Here is a 22958-nt window from a genome sequence, read left to right on the forward strand (position 1 = left end):
TCTGTAAGATATCTGTAGTAAGATTGTTCATAGGGAAGTCCTCTTTTCTGTGAATTTAGTGTGGTAACTCTATTCTACAGAAGGGACTTCCTTTTTTCTATTTACACAAAATATTTTACACTCTCATCATTTCAGATTTTGAGCATAATAGTCCGATTAAAGTTTATTTTAATAATAATCAATTACTTTGGAGCTTATCGCCTGAACAAGAGTTATTATTTATGAGAGCGATTCAAGAATTTTTAAGTAACAGTAGTAAACATAGTCAAGCAGATGAAGTTCGAATTCAATGTCACTTTACGGATTCCACGGTTATCTTAACGATGATGGATAATGGAAAAGGAACGGATACGATTAAACCGCAAATGGGCATTACGGGTATGAAAGAACGGACGAAGTTATTAGGTGGAAAAGTTCAGATTCATTCCGCTCTAAATAAAGGCTTTAAAGTAAGAATCGTATTACCAAAGGGGGGCAGCAGTTATGACGGATAGAATCAAAGTATTACTTGTTGATGATGAACAACTCATCAGAGGTGGTTTAGCTATATTACTAGGTTCTTTTGAAGATATTGAGATTGTTGGAGAGGCGACTAGTGGTAAAGAAGCGGCGATATTTTGCCAACATAATCCGGTGGACGTTGTGCTCATGGATATTCGCATGCCAGATTCAAATGGGATCGAAGGGACCGAGTTAATTAAAGCAGCTCATCCTCAAATTAAAGTATTAATTCTAACAACTTTCCAAGATGTGGAGTACATCGCTCAATCGATGCAATTAGGAGCATCGGGTTACTTACTCAAAGATAGTAGCCATGAAGAGATTCATGAAGGCATCCGTATTGTTTTTAATGAAAATGTCGTTTTGGACGGAAAGATTAGCCAAGCCATGTTATCTAATCACTCCAACTTCCAAAGTAAAAGTTTTAATGGAACGGACTTTGATTTATCTGAGAAAGAAATTAAGCTGATCTTGCTTATAGCCAGCGGCTTAAATAATCAAGAAATTTCTGACACTTTATATCTCTCTATTGGAACGGTTAAGAATAATATTAGTACGATTTTAAATAAACTCGATTTAAGAGACAGAACTCAACTAGCTATTTTTGCTTATGAGAATGGCTTGATGAATTAAGATAACACCCTTTATAAATGCAAATTCCTGCGTTTATTGAGGGTGTTTTTTAAAATAGTGACTAAAGTCACTCGAATCAGTGACCTCAGTGAATAGTTGACACAGCAATGTTTAGTTATACTTAAGTTGGAAATAAAGAGGAGGGTAATTATGAGCTATGTAGAAATTAACAATATATATAAGAGTTACGGTAAAGATCAAGTATTAGATAATGTTTCCTTTGAGATTGAAAGTGGGGAATGCTTTGGCCTAATTGGACCCAATGGAGCTGGGAAATCAACATTGATTGATATTATTACCGGTCTGACACAATATAATTCAGGGGATATTTCAGTCGATGGGCACGTGGTTCCTCAAGATGTTGTAAAAGTGCGTGAACAAATCGGCTTAGTACCTCAAGAAATTGCTCTGATGCAAGAGTTAAATGCGACTTCGAATTTGGAATATTTTGGTGGACTTTATGGTTTATCCGGTCATTTGTTGAAAGAACGTATCAATGAAGCCCTTGAGGTGGTTGGGTTAACGGAACATACGAAAAAAGCAGTTAAAACTTTCTCTGGTGGGATGCAAAGACGGTTAAATATCGCAGCCGCAATTCTTCACAGACCCAAATTTCTCATCCTGGATGAGCCGACTGTTGGGGTGGATCCTCAGTCAAGAAATAAGATTTTCGAATTTATTCAATATATGAATCAGGAGTACGGTACAACCGTTCTATATACTTCACACTACATGGAAGAAGTAGAAGCCTTGTGTGAGCGTTTATTCATATTAGATAATGGTCAACAAATTGGTTATGGAACTCAAGCTGAGATTAAGCAATTAGTTCAAGATACAGTGAAATGGTTTATCGAAGTGGAGCAAGCGCCACTTGATTTTGAAGAGAAATTATCGACGAGATTGCCAGGAGTTCAACAAGTTGTGAGTGAAAATAATTCATTCCACTTAATTGTCGATCCCGTTGAGTTTAATACAAAGGAATTGACGACTTTAATTAATGAAGAAAATATTGAACTAACGACATTAAATAAAGAAGCTTTAAGTCTAGAGGAAGCTTTCTTACAACTCACCGGAAAAACATTAAGAGACTAAGGAGGTTTTATTAATGAGCCAATTATGGACTTACGTTAAGACAAACATGCGAGCCAATGCTAAGCAATGGATGACGATTCTGGCATTATATGTTGCCATGCCAATCTTTTTCTCACTCTTAATGGGCTTCTCCTTTAGTTCAGCCTTTGTTCCTGAACAGACAAGTGATCCGGTGGAAATCAGTATTAATAATGAAGATCAAGGGGAGGTGGGGCAAGTCTTCATTGATGCTTTCAGTAATGAGACCATGCAATCATATGTGGACATCGTAGAAAGTCATGATGATTCAAACTTTGTTATTCATCTTCAACCAGAATATAGTCAACGCTTAGAAGATACTTTAGTGAGTATTGAATCTAAAGAAAATGCTTCAGCATCTGAAGAAGCAATACTTACTCAATTAATTACAAGTTTTCAAAGTAGTTTAGTCAATCAACAACAATTAGGCGAAGAATTGGGAGCAAAGTCAGATCAAGCCACTGTCGATGAACTGATAGATTCTCTTAATCGCGCATCTCAATTGAGTAGTGAACAAGTATTTGTAAAGGAACAGTATGAATCTCAATCAGCTTTAACGAGTAATCAGTATATTTCTGTTTCTGGCCTCGTTTATATCTTTATTTTGTCACTAGCAGGAAGCATAGGTCTAAAGACAAACGAAGATATGAAGGGTCTAAGAAAAAGAATTGGCGTGCTCCCACTGACCCCCGCACAAGACGTTATTTACGGTATCATCTCAGACACACTAACGTATACATTTTTAGCTAGTTTGTATATGGTCATATGGCGATTCATTGATAGTACGACATTTGTTGGGAATCCCTTGTTTTATCTTGGCTGGATAGTTGTGTATGCATTATTATTCCAAGTATTGAATGGTATTTTATATTATTTTATACCAGATAAATACGTGAATTTAGTTTACCTTATCATAACATCTTTATATATGATTTTAGGTTTTCTACCCATCGACCGTCTTATAGGTGGGGAATTTGGAGAGATATTTAGTCAAAATTACTATCGAGAAATTTTCTCTCAACCGATGATTGACTATATTCTCAATAACGATTGGATGTCGAATATCGGCATTGCTGTTGGAATTGTATTGGTTAGTGTCATACTAATATTCTTAGTTATTCAACTGAGAAACAGAAGGGAGTTGAAACCAATATGAAATTCATACAATTAGTTTGGTTTCATTTTAAACGCATATGCCAAAATTTTGGTCTCATCTCCATGTCTTTCATCATGCCGTTATTTATGGTCGGTGGTTTATTATTTATCACCACCTCTGATACGAATGCAATCTTAAGTGAAGAGTTTGTTATCGTAAATGATTCGGAGTTTGTCGAGGAGAATGTGTACCCAAGACTGAGTGAGAATTTACAAGCTAACTTTACGTCAGATTCTAAAAGGGCCTTTGAGCAATTGGAACAAAGTGAGTTAGCGATGATTTATGAAATCCCCGTTAACTTTCCAGAGGAAGGTTCCAGAATTAAAACGCGTAGTATCAATGGAGAAAATAATGATATATTCTTTGAATCTGAATTTACCTCTGTATTGAGTGAAGTAATGACAGAGAATGCTTTAAATGAAGCTGAGTTAGACTTTGAAAAAATTCAAGTTGCTGAACCAAGTATCAAACAAAGTTATACTCCCATTGACGGAAATTTAGTCATCGTAGTTTTTATGACTATATTCTTTATGAGTTACGCAAGTAGCTTAGTGAGTGCTGATTTGAATAAATTAAGAAGTGATGGAGTTTTAACCCGAAGTATTGTAACCAATGCACGAAGTTGGCAAATATTAGGCAGTGTTTTAGCAGCTTTCTCGCTTAATAATTTTATCTCTGCGATGTTAGTTATCTTGCTTATTTGTTTGATATTTGGAATTACAATAACGCAACTTCCAGTGATAATCGCTGCAATTCTTGCTTTTTGCATCTTTAACGCTGGCTTTACGATGGTACTATTCAGATTATTTAAAAATGATCAAGTCATCCTAATGGTAGGTATTGTCTTATCAATCGTCTTTGTGTTCTTAGGCATAGGTATTATAGATATACCAGGCTTGTCATTTTTCGAATATGTCTCACCATTTTATTGGTTGTTCGAATCATTGGATACAGGAGCAATCTTACCGAATATTCCAGTCATTGCGTTATATGGCTTGGTATTATTTACTGCAGGAAGCTTTAAAGTTGAAAGGTTAGTGAGAAGCTAGATAAATAAAGTGTGACTTGTGTAAATAAAAACAAGTCACACTTTTTTGTAGTTGAATGTATTAGGAATTTTCCTTTAGTTCAAGTTCAACAGAAATTATGAGTTCATTAATTGTTTTTTCATAAGCTCGACCTAATGTGTCGTTATTAAAACGATAGAGACACAATTTTTACACTCTGACTAATAAACAATTGATCTAACAGTTAAAAAGTAAGTATAAAAATATAACTTTACTTTAACTCTCAAGAGAATCTATAAAATCTTTTAATGCTTTTTTATGAGCCTGTGCAATGGAAAAAGCCTCTAAATTATACATGATATCTATGGATTTTTGAGCGATTTTAAGTCCATCTTCTATATTACCTTGCGCTATTGTTAACTTGCCTTTTAAATAGTTAAGTTTAGTTATTTCATAAAAATACTTGGTATTAATCAAATCTTTCATTATATTATCAATTAAGTCATTAGCGAATAATAACTCATTTTCTCGTATTAAATGATTTATAAAATTTATATATATTAAAACTACTGAATGTTTATAATTTTCTTTTCCAACATATTGGCTAGCAGATTTCTTAGATTTTTTTATTAAAATTTTATTTATTTTTAAAGGTATGAATTTAATGAAATTAGCATAAAGATGTATTTCATAATTACCCCAATTGTCATTATATAGGAGATATTGGCTAATAATATTGATTTCAGATGTGTTCAATGGTGTATTACTATATAAATTTATAGATTGTTCAATAAATATTCTAAAATGAGTATAAAATATGCTGTCGAAATTCTCTTTTTTTTCGTTTAATTCTTCTAATTTTTTATTCAAAAAGTAAATATCTTCATTTACTAATCCAGGGGCTAAGCTATTTAAAAACTCATATATTGAAACAGAATTGTAAAATGAAGCTAATCTATAAAACTCTTCAGGGCTTACCTTTAACCTTTGAAGTAAAGCAAATAATTTATCAGCTGAAATGCCAGATTTACCAGTTTCAAAATTTGAAAGAAATGGTTGTGAAACAATACCTTTGGCAGTATCTTTTAAAGTTAATTGTTTTTCTAATCGTAAATTTCTGAAAATTGGTCCTAATGATTGCATATGAATTTATCCTTCCCAAATAAATTAAAGTAAAATTAAATTATTAAAATCATAAAATGGTTGCATGATACTATAGAGTTGTTAAAACTCAAGAGGTGTAAGTATTAAAAGTAAGGCGTTAAAGCTTATTTGTCTGATTTTAGTGTGTTTAATTTCTGTTGATGGGTTTCAAAATGGCCAATTTATACCTACTGATGATGACGAAGTAATAGTGCTCCCAGAATGAGTAATATTGAGGAATAAAGTTTTATTGATTCCACATTAGTATAACTGTTACAGGTTTATTGTTATTTAGTTATCATTGTTATGCGACTCAATGATGATATTTGAATTTTGCAATAGAAGGAAAATTCAAAAGTATACATTAACAATTATACTTAAAAATTATATATTTTAAAAGGAGAATTCTGATGTTCGATTATATAAAAGATACGATATTAGAAAATAAGATATTAATAATTATTTTCATTATATTCATAATTATTAGAAGTCTTATATTTCCGTTCTATAGTATCGAAGGAGCTTCAATGGATTATACATTAGAACATGGAGAGAAGGTAATTGGAACAAATTATTTTGAAATCGATCGATTTGATATAGTCATTATGGATGTTCCAGAATTAGATAAGTACTATATTAAAAGAATTATTGGAATACCAGGTGATCGTATTGAATACAAAAATGATGAACTTTATATAAACAATGAGTTGGTAACAGAGCCATATTTAGAAACTAAAAAAGAAGAATGGTTGCAGTTTACAGAAGATCTTATTATTGAAAAAGTACCTGATGATGAATATTTTGTCCTAGGTGATAATCGGCGAAATTCAAAAGATAGTAGAGATATGGGAACTATACCTAAAGAAAATATTTTATCAGAAGCATTACTTATTTATTGGCCATTAAATAAAGTAAATTTAATAAAATGACTAAATAAACCATGTAATACTTTAAACTTACATAGAAAAGTATACTAGAGATTCACAAAAATATTCAAGAGGAGCACAAATGTTAATGCTAAATTAGATTCAACAATATTTGCTAGATAAGTTTCGGCACTTTATTTCATAAAAAAATAATTCAGTTATACTTTTACAGTATCAATTGAATTGGATGATGAAAGGTGAACGAAAAAAAGATGAGTATTTATCACGAAATCCATCGATTGCATCGATTGGGATTCAACAAAAGTCAAATTGAACGAAAGGTTGCGTAAATCGAGATACGGTGAGAAAATATCTAGAAAAAGACTTTGAGGAAATGACTGAATGGACATATACATTACAAAATCGAACCAAGAAAATGGATCCTTACGCAGATATTATTCTTGAGTGGCTGAAGGAGCTTAGATACTTCTATTACTTTCAAAATCAGCTTATATTTCAAGATATTTATTTTTCAGTTTGAATATATAACTATAAATTTGTAATTAAATAAAAATGAGATAGGAGACTAGAACATGAAAAAATAGTATTAGTATTGGGGATTATAGGTTTTCTGGTAGGAATGCCAGTGCATGAGGTTGAAACTGTAAGTGCTCAAGAAGTTGAATCCTCAAGTGAAGTAAATAATTCCGTTCCGAATAGTCAAGGTATTTACGTAAATGTATATGAAACCTTTTGGTTTCCACCTTCAAGCATTATTTACGATAAAAATGGGCTATATGGAACATTATATTTTAATGATAGAGTGAGCAATGACTTTTTTTACAATGCTTATAAATATTCTGGATGGGTTTATCCAAAAGGTGGTGGACCGTCAGTAGGATATAGTGTTATACCTGAATCAGAATAATTAAGCGTAATCGATTTTTTTCCTTATTAATCAGTTTTAGATTAGAATTTGAATTTTACCAAGTTCTAATCTTTTTGTATGTTAAGATTAAGAACATAAAGGGTTTATGAAAAATTGATTTAGAAAAAAACATACTATTATAAATTGCGAAGCGTTGATTTAATAATGTATAAAGGAAGATAATATTGAATAGAAAAATTTTAAATTCATTTGTATGGAAATTACTAGAGAGAGGTGGAGCTCAGGCTGTACAAGTATCCATGCAACTCATTTTAGCTAGATTACTTGGTCCTGAAATTCTAGGAAGAATGGCTATAATATTAGTATTCACTAATATTTTTTTAGTTTTCATAGAAGGTGGATTCAATACTGCACTAATCCAGAAGAAGAAAGTGGATGCATTAGATTATTCAACAGTTCTAGTATTCAGTGTATTGGTGTCGATATTTTTTTATCTATTATTATATGTATTGGCTCCCATTATAGGAAACTTTTACAATGATAATGAACTCAGTACAATCATTCGAATTTTAGGCGTTGTATTGTTTCCACTAGGTTACAATTCAATCCAAATTGCTTATATATCTAGAAATCAGAATTTCAAACCACTTTTCTTATCAAGCTCGATGTCCTTGTTTATTTCTGGTGGTGTTGCTGTTGTATTAGCACTAAATGGTTTTGGTATATGGGTTTTAGTGATACAGCAAATTATAAGTAGTTATTTAAACCCGATATTATTAAATCGTATCATTAAATTTAAAGTGAATCTTAAATTCTCACTGAATCGCCTTAGGAGTATGTTTAAATTTGGGATTGGTATATTGGCAGGTAACTTAATCTACAGTCTTTATTTGGATTTGAGAAAATTATTAATTGGAAAAGTATATAGTACCGAAGATTTAGGTTTTTATCAAAGAGGTGAGCTAATACCAAAATCAGTCGTCACAAACTTTGATAAAGTTTTACAAAGTATTATTTTTCCAACGCTATCTTCATTACAAGATGAACACAGCAAAATGAAGCATATAATAAAAAAGACGATGGAAGTCTCAGCTTTTATTATTTATCCCATAGGTATTGGTTTATTTATAGTCTCTGAGCCGTTAATCATTGTTATATTAACGGACGAATGGCTGGAGGCGGTACCGTATTTAAGGGTATTTGCGATAACGTATGCTTTATGGCCCTTACTTTCATTAAATTTACAGTCAATTAAGGCACTTGGTAAAAGCGATTTAATTGTAAAAATGGAATTTACTAAAAGGGTCGTTGGTTTATTACTGATTATTATTACTCTCCCATATGGGCCTTATTATATCGCTTTAGGAACTTTGATAGAGAGAATTATTGAATTGTTTATCAATGCGTATCCCAATAGGAAATTGATTAATTTTACACTCTCTGAGCAGTTTATGGTAACATTACCCTCATTAACTTCAGCTATTGTGATGTTAATCATCGTTTACCCAATAAATTTTTTAACGATCAGTATGTACTATAAGTTAATCTTAGAAATTTCATTAGGCATCATTGTATACTTACTTGCCTCAACGCAAATAAATAAAAATTTGTTGAAATATTTTATCAAAGTGCTTAAACAAAAATGAGTATTTGTTTAATGGTTGATGATAGGAAATTGAGTTAGAATTGTAGGTAATAAGTAACCCATCAGTTGCGAGAAGTTATTCGTGAAAAAATTGGATAAACTATATTATTTATAATATGATGTTAAAGCGTTTTAACAATGGAATGGCTCTATTGATTAGTGGGAGGGTGGTCATCGCTAATAAGAGAGGCTTATTATTTCCTACCGTATCTAATTGAGGAAGAAGGGCACTGTAGATGAGTGGCATGCTTTCTAGCAGCAGTGGATATCATAACCACATCGATCGATTAGATATCGCCTGTAATAAACGTTTATATCAATGCTAATATAGGTAATGATTTTAGTAAAATAGAATGGAGGACATCATGAATCGAATGACATGGATTGGTTTGATATTATTGACCGCTGCACTTTTAATAGGACGTTTTTACCTATTTTGAATACCTGGATAACTGATATCTTATTAGTGTAAAGGGCAATTATAAAATGTCAAGTCTGTCATTCATACTGAAAGAGAGTCTGCGATTAACTTAGAACAAGAATTGCAGCAAATCATCCAATCTTTCACCACAGCACCGGTTGACTTTACTTACCGTAATACTAAAGCTCTGACTAATCAACTAACACATTCGATTGTTACGATCGTGACAGAGGCCTTTACGAATATTAATAAACATTCTGATGCGACCGCTGTAACCATTCGCTTTATTGAACTAGTTGATAAATGGACTTTACTTATCTTAGATAATGGGAAGAATTCCAGTCATAAAGATAGCCCATTAAAATCAGAGGGGATCGGACTTTTGAATATGGAAGAACGTGTGAAAATGTTAAATGGGACGCTATTTATAAGCAATGAGAAAGGCTTTAGAATATTCATTACAATACCTATGGAGGAAATGGAAGAATGAAGATTATAGTTATCGATGATGATGCGATGGTAACAAATGGTATTAAGACCATTATCGAGATGGCCACTCAAAACAATGACAATCCTTATAAAGTAGTAGCAACTGGTAAGACTGGGGAAGATGCACTAACATTATATCCACTACACAATCCTGATATAGTCTTATTAGATATTCGCATGCCGATTATGAATGGCATTGATGCAGGGCGAACCCTAATGCTAAGATTATTTACTTAACTACATTCTTGGAAGATGAGTATATAATTGAAGCGTTAAAGATAGGGGCTAAGGGTTACTTAATGAAGACAGACTTCGATAGCTTAATACCAGCAATTGAAGCTGTATCTAACGGACATAGAGTATACGGAGATGAGATTGTCGCAAAGATTCCATCATTTCTATCCTCAGATCAGAAAAAAGAAGGGCAGAATCAAATAGAACATCAATCCCTCAGTGAACAAGAAGTGGAGTTAATACATTGGGTAGCCCAAGGATTAAATAATAAAGAAATTGCTGAGCAAATGCACTTCTCAGAAGGAACAATCAGAAACTACTTATCGAACCTATTAGAGAAGTTAGAATTAAGAGACCGCACACAACTAGCGATTTATTATTTTAAGAATATGGGGGAGTAGGAGGAGCCAAGTGATTGCTTCTTTTTTTGTTTGATGAGCTAGGAACCTAGGTATTCAGGTTGAGTAACCTAGATTTTTTTGATGCAAAGAGAGGATGCAATCGGATTTGTTGAAATTGATGCTTACTAAAAAATGTAGGATACAAAAATGTTGTATTAGATATTAATAAGCAGTTAGTAGTTTCTTCTTTTAGGAATTTTCCTTTAGTTCAAGTTCAACAGAATTTATCAAATTATTGATTGTTTTTTCATAAGCCCGACCTAATGTGTCATTATTAAACTGGTAGATGATATCAATAGCGCGGTCTGTGTATTTTTTGCCTTCAGTAATCTTGCCTTGCGCAATCATTGCTTTGCCTTTTAGGTATTGTAATTTATTGATCTCATAGAAATAAGGTGTATTGTTTAAATCATCAAGCAGTTCGTTAATCATATCAATTGCTAGAAATGTTTCTCGTTCCTTAATTAATTTATTGATGAAGTTAGTTTGGATGATAACAACAGAGTGCTTATAATTTCCTTCATCAACATAATTGGCTGCAGATGTCTTAGCTTTCTTTAAGAGAAGCCTATTAATATCTAAGGGGATAAACTTAATAAAGTTAGTGTAGAGATATACTTCATAGCTCCCCCAGTAATCATTGGCCATCAAATAATTGATGATTGTGTTTGTATTTGTTTGATTGATGGGTAGATCAGTTAAGTGATCGATAAAGTGAGTTATAAGGATTTTGTAGTGAGTATAGAATAAGGAATCATATTTATTTTTATTCTCATCAAGCTCAGTTAATTTTTGATTAAGTAGGCGTACATCATCATTACGAAAAGCGGGTGTTAAACTCGCAATAAATTCTTGAATCGGTGTAGAATTATAATTAGACACTAAACGGTAGAACTCTTTGGGATCAACTTTTAATCGTTGAAGTAAAGCTAATAAGTTGGAGGCAGAAATATCATTTTTTTCATTTTCAAATTTAGAAAGAAAAGAGACAGATACAATATCCTTACTAACTTCTTCAAGAGTTAAGCCTTTCGATTTTCGAATTCGTTTAAAGAGTGGACCAATATGCTGCATGATATATACTCCTTTGCGTTTGAACTATAGTCAAATATTAGAATATGTTAATAATACTTATGATAAGATGAATTTATAAAATGTCAAGGAAGGATAATATAATCAAGCTTAAGTTTTTTACTGCCGTCTGTTTTTTATTAGTCACTCTCAATATCACTAGTTATTCAAAAGTAATATCATTTCCAATGGATGATGATGATTATGTCCCGTATATTATTAAACATTTATGACTTAAAAAGATCTTTAATAATATATTACAAGGAGAAGGTTGATGTTGGTTCTACTTTTTCTTAGTTCAATGTAACTTAGAATTCAATATACTATTCAAAATATTTAATTAGAACTATGCCAATTGTCATTAAAAAGTTCAGATAATTATTAGTAATCGATAAAATAAGTAACTGAATGTACATTAGGAGGAAAAAGATGAATAAATTAAGAAGTAACAATTATAAAATATTTAGATTATTAATTCTTGCGATAACATTAATTCAGCTTGGGACATTCACTACAACGGTATCTGCTAAATTAGTTCTCATATCATATAGATATGATGAAAACAAAATTACTGGAAATCTTACAAATTATCATAATTATTTATATCGCGATGTTCCAGATAATGCATATATATCTTCAACGATAACTCGTATTGTAGAAGAGGGATGGAATTACATTAGGTTTGAGAAAATTAATAATTATAATTGGTGATTTATGTAGTTTAAGTAGGTGTCATCAGTGATTGAGTTATTAGACATACCCATTAAATTTAAAAGTCCATTCTAATAAATGTTAGTGTTACGTTCCAAGAGGGCAATTTTTATGGTCTTGGTGGAGCCAATGGTTCAAGAATGAGCTCAGTCCTTAATGCTATAGTTAAGCTAATTGAGTATGAAGGATAGATTGAAGTGAGTGGTCTAAACGTAACGCAGGCTCAAAGTTCTATTCAAAAGGTAATGTATTTAGAATATTCCGAGTGGTTTGACTATAACTTAACAGCAATGGACTACCATAAGCTATATTCAAAATTATGGAAGTCTGAGCTTGACTTGGATGGAGAGATTAATTATTGGGGCATGAAAGACTATGTCAATCGAAAGATTGACAAATACTCTTTAGAAATGCGGAAAAAACTACTGCCAAGTTTATGTGCACTTTCCTCGGCAAGATATCTAATTATGGATGAACTGATTAACGACTTAAACTAGGATACAGTTGTCTTGTTCAAACGGTGGCTGGAAAAAAATATCAGGAAAACAAATCTTATTTACTTCGCACTATCATGATACTATTTTTGAATTGTGTGATGCGGTGTAGGAGATTGAAAACTATCAATTGAAGCCTGTAGAGCAGTGAGGAGGATAATCCATGATATTGTTAGAGTTTTATAGTAAAAAAATTTACCGTAATAAATTTAATTTGATTCTATTGGTGATTTTAGCTGTAATTATGGGACTTTCACTTTATTTTAATAACAATTCCAACTCACTGATTTCTACTGTTAAGATGGAGCAAAATGATTTAAAAGCGATGCAAAGCAATATAGCTAATAACGCAGAACAAAATGCAGCTTTTACAGAACAGATAGAAAATAATGAGCGGTTTTTTCATATTATGAATCAGGAGAGTATTCAAAAGCCTATGCGACGCGAATTGAAAAATTAGTCAAGATTAGAGAAATTAGTGCTAACACTACTAATATTGAAAGCGATTTAAGGGTTTTAGATGAGATAATAGCGGAGTTAGAAGCACTGGCTGAACATAACCTAGAGTATGATTCTGTCTTTACCCCAACCAAAGGATTTAACTTTATGGCCTATTCAACAGTTAATTCTCTGGTGCCGTATTTGTTAATTCCATCTTTAATATTAATAATGACTAGTTTGTTTACTGACTCTTATAAGCGTAATCTTAATATTGATCTGACGTATCCACTTAAGTTAACAGAATTAAGAATGAGTAAATTTGTCACTGCCTTATTCTATTCAATCATCAGTTACTTAATCTATATGTTAGTCAGTTTTGGGTTGTCTTCATTAATTTCTGGAATAGGGTCTTTTAATTACCCATTAGTAGCTTATGGTGAAGATGGCATATCAATGCATGTTTACGATACATTGACTATTATGCTAGGAAGTATTGCCATACATTTCTTATTGTTAGTACTATTGGTATTACTTGTTTTGTTGCTTTCAGATTATATCCGTAATCGTCTCTATTTATTTTTTGTAATTTTACTGATTGTCTATTCTCAAGTTTTAGTTGTACCTTTAATTCCGCCTTTATATGGAATAAGTCATTTATTTCCTTTCTACTATTTAAATGCGAAGTCCATCATTAGTTATGAATCAGCTTTCTTACTAGGTAATTTAAATTTGAATTTTAAAACAGGTATATTAGTGATTACAGGTTATATTGTTTTATTATCTTCGATAATTTTTACGAACAATTTTAAAAATCAGAAAAGGATGGAGAATTAAAATGAAAAAATTACTATGTTTATTATTTGTATTAGTTACAATTACAAGTGTAGGAGCTACTTCAGCTAGTGCACAAGTTACAAAAGAGGTTATAAGTTCTTACTATTATGAATATAATAAGTTCACTGGTAATACTAGAAATTATGGGTATACATGGATTTTTGTGCCTGCCTCAGCATACATCACTGAAATTGCTGACAATTTTATTAGTGAGAATTTAACTTATATCACTCACAAAAGAAATTACTTTTATTCAAGATATAACTAAAAATTTCATATAACTATTCAATGATTAGTACTATAAAGAATATTTACAAACTTAATAGATTGTGACAACTATTCTTTAGTTGATCACAAAATGTTTTGTTGCATTTTAGAGTGATTTGGTACATTCAAGATGATATTTAATACTATTACTATATAATTGTATTAGTAGACAATGGAGAATAGGAATTACTAAATTTAAGAATGTTCATTAAAATTGTTTCTTGTCAGTATTATCAGGGGAGGTATCATCAATGATTCAGTTATCGGATGTATCCATTCAATTTGAAGAGCCCATTCTAACGAATGTTAGTGTTACATTCCAAGAAGGGAAGATTTATGGTCTTGTTGGAGCTAATGGTTCCGGCAAGAGCTCAGTTCTTCGTGCTATTGCAAGGCTAATCAAGTATGAAGGGAAGATTGAGGTAGGTGGTTCAAACGTAACGCAGGCTCAGAGTGGATTTCAAAAGGTAATGTATTTTGAACATTCTGAGTGGTTTGACTATAACTTAACAGCAATGGACTACCTTAAGCTATATTCAAAATTATGGAAGTCTGAAGTAGAGTTGAAAGAAGTGGTATCTTATTGGGGTATGGAAGATTATGTTAATCGCAAGATTGGCAAATATTCTTTAGGGATGCGCCAAAAACTACTGCTAAGTTTATATGCACTTTCTACGTTAAGATATCTGATTATGGATGAACCGACTAATGGCTTAGATAAAGATGCTGTTATTTTATTCAAACAATGGCTAGAAAAAGAAAAAGTATCAGGCAAACTCATTGTATTTACCTCACACTATCATGATACTATTTTTGAATTGTGTGATGCAGTGTATGAGATTGAAAACCATCAATTGAATCTCGTAGATCAGTGAGGAGGGTAAGCTATGATATTATTAGATTTTTATAGTAAAAAGATTTATCGGAATAAGTTCAACTTGATCTTATTAGTGGTTCTAGGGGTAGTTATGGGTGTGTTGTTATATTTTAATACCTTATCCAATACGCTAGCTCTCTTTGTTGAATCAGAGCTTGGGGCTATGAACGAGCAACTAGCTACGACGACGAATCAAGAACAAATCGCATCTATTGAACAACAGATTGAAAATAATGAACTGTTTTTAGCTTATTATGAATCGGGTCAATATTCTGAAGCCTACAAGACGCGAATTGAAAAATTACACAGAGTAAGAGATATTACAGTGAGAACAACGAATAATGATAGCGAATTAAGACAATGGGATGAATCAATTGCTGAGCTTGAAGTACTTGCAGAGCATAACCTGCAATATGACTCAGTTCATTCTCCAACAAAAGGCTTTCAATTTATGACATATTCGACAGCCAATTCTTTGATTCCTTACTTATTAATCCCTTCTTTAATACTAATAATGGCAAGTTTGTTTACTGATTCTTATAAACGTAATCTCAATATTGATCTAACTTATCCACTTAAGTTAACAGAATTAAGAATGAGTAAATTCACCACTGCTTTATTTTACTCTGTAATCAGTTACTTACTTTATATGTTAATAAGCTTTGGTCTTTCCTCGTTAATCTCCGGGGTAGGGTCTTTAGACTATCCATTCGTAGCTTATGCTAAAGATGGTATATCAATGCATGTTTATGATACGTTGACCATTTTACAAGGAAGTATCATCCTACATTTCTTATTGTTAGTACTACTAGTCTTACTCGTTTTGTTGCTTTCTGATTATATCCGTAATCGTCTTTATTTATTCTTTGTAATGTTATTGCTTGTCTTTTCTCAAGTATTAGTGATACCTTTAGTTCCGCCATTATATGGTATAAGTCATTTATTTCCTTTCTTGTATTTGGATGCGAAGTCCATAATTAGTTACGAATCAGCATTCTTGCTGGGGAATTTAAACTTGAATTTCACCACTGGTATTATAGTGGTTGTGGGGTGGATTGTTGTCTTAGCTGCGATGATTCTTATAAAAGATTTGAAGAAACAAAAAGATATGTAATGCTAACTAGTATAAAAAATACATCGATCCATAAGAGAGCAAATCTCTATGAATTGATGTATTTTATTTATTAATATTCAGTTTGGTTATCTTGGCGTTGTCTTTTTTGCTCATTGGAGATAGCTAATAATTTATCACGTAGGTCATTTTCCATCTCAAGCAATTCTTGCTCTGCCAAACGGCGTTGTTGACGGCCTGTTTGTTGAATCTCTAATGTCTCTTCTAAAGTACTAATTAGATTGCTTTGCGTTTTGCGTAAGGTATCGATATCGATGACACCACGTTCTGCTTCACGAGCAATGTCGACAGTGCTTTGTTTCAACATTTCAGAATTCTTAAGTAACAAGTTGTTCGTTGTCTCAGACACTTGGCGTTGTGATGTGGCCGCGTTTTGTTGTCTAAGTAAGGCTAGGGCAATCGTAATTTGGTTCTCCCATAATGGGATAGCCGTATGGATGGATACTTGAATCTTTTCTGCCAGAACTTGGTTCGTGTTTTGAATCATTCGAATTTGTGGTGCTTGTTGAATAGTCATTTGACGTGTTAAGCGTAGATCATGTGTTCGCTTGTCCAAGCGGTCTAAGAATTGATTTAAGTCGTTCACTTTTTGAACTTCCATTTGATCTTGAGACTGACGTGCTTTTTCGATAGCTGCTGGGATGACTTCGTTTTGAAGTTGTTCCATCTTAACTTCTCCAGCAGCAATGTAGACATTTAAAGCGTCAAAGTAATCTTTATTCTTGTTGTAGAATTGTTCAAGCATTTGGTTGTCATTAAGCAATTCAGTTTTTTCGCGTTCAAGTCGAATGGCCACACGGTCAATTTGGCTCCCAATTTGTTGGTAACGCATTTGAGTTTCAGTAATTGAACTCTTTACACGTTTGAATACACGTTGGAAGATGTTTGGTTCAGCCGTTAGTTGACGTGGGTCAGATTCTTGTAGTTTAGTCATTAACTCTGTAAGAACATCACCGACTTCTCCCGTATCTTTTAATTGGACTTGTTGAAGTATTGAACGAGAAAATTCACTTAATTTTTTCTGAGCGTTTGATCCATAAGCGATGATGGCACCCATGTTCGCTTCATCAATTTGCTTAGCTAAGTCTTGCGCTTGTTTTTGACGATGCTCTGGTAAACGTTCAATTAACTTTTCATTGGATACTTGACGTTTAGCAAGCATTTCTTGATCAGCTAGGTCTTTTTCTAGCGTTTGCTCGATAGTTTCATCGAAGGGATTGGCTAGTAATTCATCAAATTCAGATGATTCTTGTTGCGTTGGTTGAACGGGATCATTGATAGAACCGTGTTCTTGTTCTAATAGTTCGTCGAATAAGTCTTTTTCTTCAGTCATATTTTTCTACTCCTTCGTCTCGATGTCATCATCTTTGTCCATATTATTCCAATCTTCTAATATTTCATCAACCGATTTAGACGGTTCATTTGCTTGCTGGCGATTTAAAGTACGGTTAGCTAAATTAATCTCGTCATCTAAATCTTGGTAAGTTGCTTTGTGGAAGCTAATATAATCTTCAGTTAAGCGTTCAGCTAATTCTTCAATCGTCTGAGCACTTTTTTCTAGAATCAGATACGTTTGTTTGTTCTTAGCAATGTGTTCGCTCACTTCATTGTATTTCTCAGTTAAATCATCTAAGGAAGGGAGAATACGGTATATAACATCTCCGGCTTCACTGAAGCGTTTAGGTTCTTTGACAATATCTTGAAAGAATTGCTTACTTATTTCAATCGTATTGTGTCTAACATCAATGGCACGTAATTTAGCAGTAGCGTTCATTTGTTTTTCAATCGAGATAATATGTTCGCGTGCTTGGGCTAATTGTTCTCTAAAGTATGAAATTTCTTCATCAGATAAACCAGCTTCTTGATAATGTTGAATTTTATCTGTTGCTTTAGATCTAGAAAAAGGGTTTTTGGTAAATGATTTTGGCTGATTCACAAATATCTTATCAATGATAAAAGTCATAACTCCAAACCCAAAAAGGGTGGTTAGACATAAGATAAAGAGTAATATTATATTATTTATCATATGATAATCAACCTCAAAAATCGCATTAAGACCTGCCCCCGCAAGACTTAAAAGCGAAAATAAATAGACAATGGTTTGTAAAAGATGGGGATTGTCATTAGTTTGATGGTTATATAGACGTGATAATGTTGAAATTGAACCAAGGGTCATAACGATGACGATGGTTAGGTAAATAAGTGAGTATGGTAAAAATGTTGAGTCGGATAGCAGTATCCCAAGGAATAGTAAAATTACAATAATCATGGGAACATTTCTGCGCTTACGACTTGATTTATTTGTATGTGGTCGTTTCATAATTAATCCTCCATTTAATTTTTTTCTTTTTCATGTTCATCTTAACTAAAGTTTATCATAGAGCATTGAATCATTTATCGGACTAGAGACCCATATTTAAATATTGGGCATATAAATTTAACCGAAAAGTCATGCATTACACACAGAACTTGTCTATACTTACAGTTAGAGAAGAATGAAAAGTGGATTGAAGTCTTTACTTGTATTATACAGGAAGAGGCGCTACAATTTGTCTTATATTTATTAGGAGGTACATGATGTATTCGAATCCAGAACATATCCCATTCTTACAAGATGAAGCTTTAAAAGAAAGTGAATTAATCTATGATGGGGCAATCTTACAATTATATCGAAATCAAATCGAATTAGAGAACGGGCAACTTGCTTACCGTGAATTAATTAATCATCAATCAGCGGTCGGTATTTTAGCGATCACACCGCGTGATACTGCAATACTTGTGAAGCAATATCGACCTGCAGTGGTTGATCACATTATTGAGATACCTGCGGGTTTAAGAGATTTTATTGAGGGTAAAGAAGAAGATGCACTCCTAGCAGCTAAACGTGAACTTGAAGAAGAGACAGGCTATCAGGCGAACGATTGGACGGAATTAGGGAGTTATTATGTGTCTCCAGGCTTTATTAATGAAAAGGTAACCGTATTTGTTGCGGAAGGCTTAATTAAAGTCGAAAATCCACTTGCTCAAGATGAGGACGAACAGATTGAATTAGTTGAATATAATCGTCAAGAAGTGAAGACAATGCTCGATAATGACAAAGTGAGGGATATGAAGACTGCACTTGCTTTAAATTACTGGCTATATCAAAAGGGTGAATAAAATGTTTAATAGAAAACGAAATAATGACTATGAAGATTATTTAGATTATGATAATAATCAAGAAGAAGAGCTGGAATTTGATGAAACACGTGAGTATCAAAACAATCCAGATGAAACATATGAGGAGAATCAGTGGCCGAGTGAAGAGGATTACTCCTATTATCAAGAGCAACAAGATGACTTCAATCCTGAATATGAAACAAGAAGTCAAAGGTATGCAAATGATGAACAAGAAATTCCATATGAAACAAATTATGAAAGTGAAATACCAGAAGAATATACAGAAGATAATGACGAGCAAGAAGAATCAATAACGAGTCAAAACAAGGCAATGCCTAGACGTGCGAAGTATAATGCACGGATTGATCGCTTCTTAAACAATGGTATTATCATTGTTGGCGTATTATTAATTATCGTGTTAGTCATTGCATTCTTACTATAAAATACATAAAAGAAAGAGGAATAATTATGATTATTGGGCTAATTGGAGCGATGGAAGAAGAAATTCGCGAGTTAAAAAAAACGATTACAAATCAAGAACACACTGAGCAATTCGGTGTAGAATTTATTAAAGGTAATTTGGAAGGCAAAGAAGTTGTTCTCGTATTATCAGGGATTGGGAAAGTAAACGTAACAATCACAGTGACATTATTAAAGCAATTATTTAATGTGACACATATTATTAATACAGGATCAGCTGGAGCACTGGACTCTGCCTTAGAAGTTGGAGATATTGTAATTGCCCATTCATTAACTTATCATGATGTCGATGTAACCGGCTTTAATTATGAGCTTGGACAAATGGCTGGAATGCCAGCGCAATATTATCCAGATACTGAAATGGTAAGAATAGCTCAAAATGCATGTCGTGAGATTGGCTTAGAACCTTATATCGGACAAATTGTTTCGGGTGATCAATTTGTTTCTAAACAAGAACAGAAGTTAGAAATATTAAATAATTTCCCGTTAGCGCGAGCAGCTGAAATGGAATCTACTGCGATTGCTCAAGCTGCGTATGTTATGGATGTCCCATTTGTTATTATTCGTGCGATTTCAGATTCAGCTAATGATGAAGCTTCAGTTACATTCGATGAATTCATTGTTACTGCAGGTAAAGTATCTGCCACAATGGTGATGGCAACTGTTGCAGCCTTATAATATATAATGTAATGACAAAACCTCCTAAGAAATTAGGAGGTATTTTTGTGGATTAACAAAACTTCAATAGCGTTATTTATTAAAATAAAATTAAAACTCTTGACTTAAAAGATTATATATCTTATTATAAACTCATAAATAAAACAGATTATTCCAAAGGACGAAGAGATAGGCAAGGCTATGAAAGAGAATTTGCGGTAGCTGAGAAGCAAAGCATAGCCCCCTATGAAGACACACCCTTTGTATAATAATCAAGGTTGACCCTTTATCGTCAAAGTAATTCTATTACTTGCTGAGATAATTATTGCGAAATAATTATAAAAAAAGGTGGGACCACGTCGTAGACGTCCTTTAATCCAATTGGATTAAAGGACGTCTTTTGTTGCTTTGATTTATAAAAAGGAGATAAGAAAATGAAAAAATTTGTATCAAAAATTAGTATGGTATTTGTCGCTCTATTGTTATTATTATCCGTTTCAAAGCCAAGTTTTGCACAAGAAATAAATAAAGATGAAGGGGTAGTCATTGGTTTCGATGACACTTTTGCCCCTTTTGGTTTCAAGAATGAAGCAGGAGAAAATGTTGGTTTTGATATTGATTTAGCCAATGAAATTCTAGGTCGGCTGGATGTTGAATATTCTTTCCAGCCTATTGACTGGAGTATGAAAGAAACAGAGTTAAATACTGGAAACATTGATATGATCTGGAACGGTTATTCAGTGACACCACAACGTGAAGAAGTTGTCCTATTCTCAGAGCCATATATTCAAAACCGTCAAGTGATTGTTGTTAAAGCGGATAGTGATATTCAATCCAAAGAAGATTTTGCAGGTAGATTAATCGCAACTCAAGAGCAATCTGCTTCACTAGAAGCGATTATGAATGAAGCTGACTTTGCCGAAGCACTAGATGGCGCTCAACCAGTCACATATCCAACGTTTGTAGAAGTATTTAGTGACTTAGATAATGGCCGGGTAGAAGGTATTGTTGTTGATGAATTATTAGCAACTTACTTCCTAGAGCAAAATGGGACGGCAGATCAATATCGAATTTTAGAAGAAAACTTTGGTGAAGAAGACTATGCTGTCGGTTTCCGTAAATCAGATGAAGCGTTTGTTGAAGAGTTTAATGCCGTGTTAGCAGAAATTATTGAAGATGACACATTTACAGAAATTAAATCACAATGGTTTAGTGATGTAGATAGCGAATAATATAACTAATGAGTAAGCTATAAGGAGCGAAAAGAAATGAACTTATCAATGTTACAACCCCTATATAATGGTTTCGTTACAACCTTTCAATTTTTCATATTCACGCTAATATTAAGTATTCCCCTAGGGTTAATAATTGCCTTATTAGCGCAGAGATTTTCGAAAACATTAGGGTTAATAGTGAATGGGTACGTTTATCTTTTTCGCGGGACGCCTTTATTGCTTCAAATGATGTTTATGTTCTTTGGTCTTCCATTTATTGGCATAGTATCGGGGCGGTTTGAAGCCGCCCTCATTACTTTAGTCTTAAATTATACCGCTTATTTTGTTGAGATTTTTAGAGGTGGGTTAAATGCCATACCTAAAGGGCAGTACGAAGCCTTACAAGTTCTTTCAATCAATCGCTTCAATGGTTTAAAAAACGTCATATTTCCACAATTATGGAAAATCGTTATGCCATCCGTAGGGAATGAAGTCATTAGTTTGATTAAAGATACATCATTAATCCATATTCTTGGTTTAGAAGAATTATTAAAAGTAGGTCGAACGATGTCGAATCAACAAGCCAGTTTAATGCCATTTGTTTATGTAGCAATTATTTATTTATTATTTACAGGTGTGACAACATTGGTGTTGAGATTTATCGAAAGACGCATCGAAGCTTAAAATTAAAAAGATATTAAAATCATTGACTTTAACGTTGGTTTCTTTTACCATATTCTTAATAATAATTTATTTATGGATAGGTTTTAAAGATGGATTCCTTCATGAAAGAGAGTTTGCGGTAGCTGGAAAGCAAATCATGAAGCCATACTCACACACACCCTATCACAAAACATAAAACGTTTGACGCGTTATCGTCTCACTTTTGCTCATGTAGCATAAGTGATTAAGTTAATTACCGTGAGGTAATTATAAATGAAGGTGGAACCACGTCTCGACGTCCTTTGCTCCCAAACAGAGTGAAGGGCGTTTTTAATTTGGGTTCTTGAATTTTTGGTGTTGGTGAGAGAAATCTCACTGACACCTTTTTTTGTATGTACACAAAAGCCAGTGAATTCCTATATAATAAAGTTACCATACATTACTAAAAGGAGAATTCACTTGG

Annotated in this window: 27 protein-coding genes; 23 read left to right on the forward strand and 4 right to left on the reverse strand. The window is 32.9% G+C overall.

The genetic code is table 11. From position 1 onward, the window contains the following. The first annotated feature begins 221 nt into the window (after positions 1-221). The 5 genes from ACEN33_RS07920 to ACEN33_RS07940 all read left to right on the forward strand — a co-directional run bounded on the left by ACEN33_RS07920 (position 222) and on the right by ACEN33_RS07940 (position 4449). A complete protein-coding gene (locus tag ACEN33_RS07920) occupies positions 222-494 on the forward strand; it encodes a sensor histidine kinase (protein WP_407094853.1) in 273 nt (90 codons plus the stop codon). Then, positions 484-1134, forward strand: a complete 651-nt coding sequence (locus tag ACEN33_RS07925; RefSeq protein WP_407093474.1) for a response regulator — start codon at positions 484-486, stop codon at positions 1132-1134. The genes ACEN33_RS07920 and ACEN33_RS07925 overlap by 11 nt, the downstream gene beginning before the upstream one ends. A 150-nt stretch (positions 1135-1284) precedes the next feature. After that, a complete protein-coding gene (locus ACEN33_RS07930; RefSeq protein ID WP_407089773.1) occupies positions 1285-2226 on the forward strand; it encodes an ABC transporter ATP-binding protein in 942 nt (313 codons plus the stop codon). Between the two features lie 13 nt (positions 2227-2239). Continuing rightward, a complete protein-coding gene (locus ACEN33_RS07935; RefSeq protein ID WP_407093475.1) occupies positions 2240-3400 on the forward strand; it encodes a hypothetical protein in 1161 nt (386 codons plus the stop codon). After that, on the forward strand, positions 3397-4449 hold the full coding sequence (locus tag ACEN33_RS07940) for an ABC transporter permease (RefSeq protein ID WP_407089557.1): 1053 nt from the start codon (positions 3397-3399) through the stop codon (positions 4447-4449). Before ACEN33_RS07935 ends, ACEN33_RS07940 begins: the two co-directional genes overlap by 4 nt. 234 nt (positions 4450-4683) lie before the next feature. On the opposite strand, the gene ACEN33_RS07945 is transcribed toward ACEN33_RS07940, so the two are convergent. Further along, positions 4684-5550 (reverse strand): helix-turn-helix domain-containing protein, encoded by an 867-nt coding sequence (locus ACEN33_RS07945; RefSeq protein ID WP_407089558.1) that lies wholly within the window; start codon positions 5548-5550, stop codon positions 4684-4686. A gap of 410 nt (positions 5551-5960) precedes the next feature. Here ACEN33_RS07945 and lepB point away from each other — a divergent pair, with 410 nt between their 5' ends. The 6 genes from lepB to ACEN33_RS07975 all read left to right on the forward strand — a co-directional run bounded on the left by lepB (position 5961) and on the right by ACEN33_RS07975 (position 10495). Then, positions 5961-6479 (forward strand): signal peptidase I, encoded by a 519-nt coding sequence (gene lepB, locus ACEN33_RS07950; protein WP_407089559.1) that lies wholly within the window; start codon positions 5961-5963, stop codon positions 6477-6479. A gap of 577 nt (positions 6480-7056) precedes the next feature. Continuing rightward, positions 7057-7344 carry a hypothetical protein gene (locus ACEN33_RS07955; protein ID WP_407094854.1) on the forward strand — a complete coding sequence of 96 codons (288 nt, stop codon included), beginning with the start codon at positions 7057-7059 and terminating at the stop codon, positions 7342-7344. 185 nt (positions 7345-7529) lie between these two features. Next, entirely contained in the window at positions 7530-8951 is a 1422-nt protein-coding gene (locus tag ACEN33_RS07960) for a lipopolysaccharide biosynthesis protein (RefSeq protein ID WP_407094855.1), read from the forward strand. A gap of 541 nt (positions 8952-9492) precedes the next feature. Continuing rightward, a complete protein-coding gene (locus tag ACEN33_RS07965; RefSeq protein WP_407089562.1) occupies positions 9493-9861 on the forward strand; it encodes a sensor histidine kinase in 369 nt (122 codons plus the stop codon). Further along, positions 9858-10097, forward strand: coding sequence for a response regulator transcription factor (locus ACEN33_RS07970; RefSeq protein ID WP_407089563.1), 240 nt, complete (start codon positions 9858-9860; stop codon positions 10095-10097). The genes ACEN33_RS07965 and ACEN33_RS07970 overlap by 4 nt, the downstream gene beginning before the upstream one ends. A 62-nt stretch (positions 10098-10159) precedes the next feature. After that, on the forward strand, positions 10160-10495 hold the full coding sequence (locus ACEN33_RS07975; RefSeq protein ID WP_407089564.1) for a response regulator transcription factor: 336 nt from the start codon (positions 10160-10162) through the stop codon (positions 10493-10495). A 189-nt stretch (positions 10496-10684) separates the two neighbouring features. On the opposite strand, the gene ACEN33_RS07980 is transcribed toward ACEN33_RS07975, so the two are convergent. Beyond that, on the reverse strand, positions 10685-11569 hold the full coding sequence (locus ACEN33_RS07980) for a helix-turn-helix domain-containing protein (protein ID WP_218931771.1): 885 nt from the start codon (positions 11567-11569) through the stop codon (positions 10685-10687). A gap of 426 nt (positions 11570-11995) precedes the next feature. Here ACEN33_RS07980 and ACEN33_RS07985 point away from each other — a divergent pair, with 426 nt between their 5' ends. From ACEN33_RS07985 to ACEN33_RS08015, 7 genes are all read left to right on the forward strand, one after another. Then, complete coding sequence (locus ACEN33_RS07985) at positions 11996-12277, forward strand: hypothetical protein (protein WP_218931772.1); 282 nt, start codon at positions 11996-11998, stop codon at positions 12275-12277. Positions 12278-12474: 197 nt separating this feature from the next. Continuing rightward, positions 12475-12774 (forward strand): hypothetical protein, encoded by a 300-nt coding sequence (locus ACEN33_RS07990; RefSeq protein WP_407089565.1) that lies wholly within the window; start codon positions 12475-12477, stop codon positions 12772-12774. 160 nt (positions 12775-12934) lie between these two features. Continuing rightward, positions 12935-13231, forward strand: a complete 297-nt coding sequence (locus tag ACEN33_RS07995; RefSeq protein WP_407089566.1) for a hypothetical protein — start codon at positions 12935-12937, stop codon at positions 13229-13231. A gap of 290 nt (positions 13232-13521) precedes the next feature. Further along, positions 13522-14046: a hypothetical protein gene (locus ACEN33_RS08000; RefSeq protein ID WP_407093478.1), complete on the forward strand. Its 525-nt coding sequence runs from the start codon at positions 13522-13524 to the stop codon at positions 14044-14046. 1 nt (position 14047) lies between these two features. Beyond that, positions 14048-14314, forward strand: a complete 267-nt coding sequence (locus ACEN33_RS08005) for a hypothetical protein (protein ID WP_218931774.1) — start codon at positions 14048-14050, stop codon at positions 14312-14314. A 250-nt stretch (positions 14315-14564) separates the two neighbouring features. Further along, positions 14565-15188 carry an ATP-binding cassette domain-containing protein gene (locus ACEN33_RS08010; RefSeq protein WP_407089568.1) on the forward strand — a complete coding sequence of 208 codons (624 nt, stop codon included), beginning with the start codon at positions 14565-14567 and terminating at the stop codon, positions 15186-15188. Positions 15189-15200: 12 nt separating this feature from the next. After that, complete coding sequence (locus ACEN33_RS08015) at positions 15201-16304, forward strand: hypothetical protein (RefSeq protein WP_218931776.1); 1104 nt, start codon at positions 15201-15203, stop codon at positions 16302-16304. A 70-nt stretch (positions 16305-16374) separates the two neighbouring features. Here the strand turns inward: ACEN33_RS08015 and ACEN33_RS08020 are convergent, their stop codons facing one another. Continuing rightward, complete coding sequence (locus tag ACEN33_RS08020; protein ID WP_407089569.1) at positions 16375-17655, reverse strand: toxic anion resistance protein; 1281 nt, start codon at positions 17653-17655, stop codon at positions 16375-16377. 6 nt (positions 17656-17661) lie between these two features. Next, a complete protein-coding gene (locus ACEN33_RS08025; RefSeq protein ID WP_407094856.1) occupies positions 17662-18642 on the reverse strand; it encodes a 5-bromo-4-chloroindolyl phosphate hydrolysis family protein in 981 nt (326 codons plus the stop codon). A gap of 257 nt (positions 18643-18899) precedes the next feature. Here ACEN33_RS08025 and ACEN33_RS08030 point away from each other — a divergent pair, with 257 nt between their 5' ends. The 5 genes from ACEN33_RS08030 to ACEN33_RS08050 all read left to right on the forward strand — a co-directional run bounded on the left by ACEN33_RS08030 (position 18900) and on the right by ACEN33_RS08050 (position 22516). Then, entirely contained in the window at positions 18900-19481 is a 582-nt protein-coding gene (locus ACEN33_RS08030) for an NUDIX hydrolase (RefSeq protein WP_407094857.1), read from the forward strand. Between the two features lies 1 nt (position 19482). Further along, complete coding sequence (locus tag ACEN33_RS08035; protein ID WP_407089572.1) at positions 19483-19923, forward strand: hypothetical protein; 441 nt, start codon at positions 19483-19485, stop codon at positions 19921-19923. A gap of 26 nt (positions 19924-19949) precedes the next feature. Then, a complete protein-coding gene (locus ACEN33_RS08040; RefSeq protein ID WP_407089573.1) occupies positions 19950-20639 on the forward strand; it encodes a 5'-methylthioadenosine/adenosylhomocysteine nucleosidase in 690 nt (229 codons plus the stop codon). 413 nt (positions 20640-21052) lie between these two features. After that, positions 21053-21850 carry an amino acid ABC transporter substrate-binding protein gene (locus tag ACEN33_RS08045; protein WP_407094858.1) on the forward strand — a complete coding sequence of 266 codons (798 nt, stop codon included), beginning with the start codon at positions 21053-21055 and terminating at the stop codon, positions 21848-21850. Positions 21851-21886: 36 nt separating this feature from the next. Further along, positions 21887-22516 (forward strand): amino acid ABC transporter permease, encoded by a 630-nt coding sequence (locus tag ACEN33_RS08050; protein ID WP_407094859.1) that lies wholly within the window; start codon positions 21887-21889, stop codon positions 22514-22516. The last annotated feature ends 442 nt before the right edge of the window (positions 22517-22958 follow it).

Source organism: Ruoffia sp. FAM 24228 (assembly GCF_045528575.1).
In the GTDB taxonomy this organism is placed as follows: domain Bacteria; phylum Bacillota; class Bacilli; order Lactobacillales; family Aerococcaceae; genus Ruoffia; species Ruoffia halotolerans.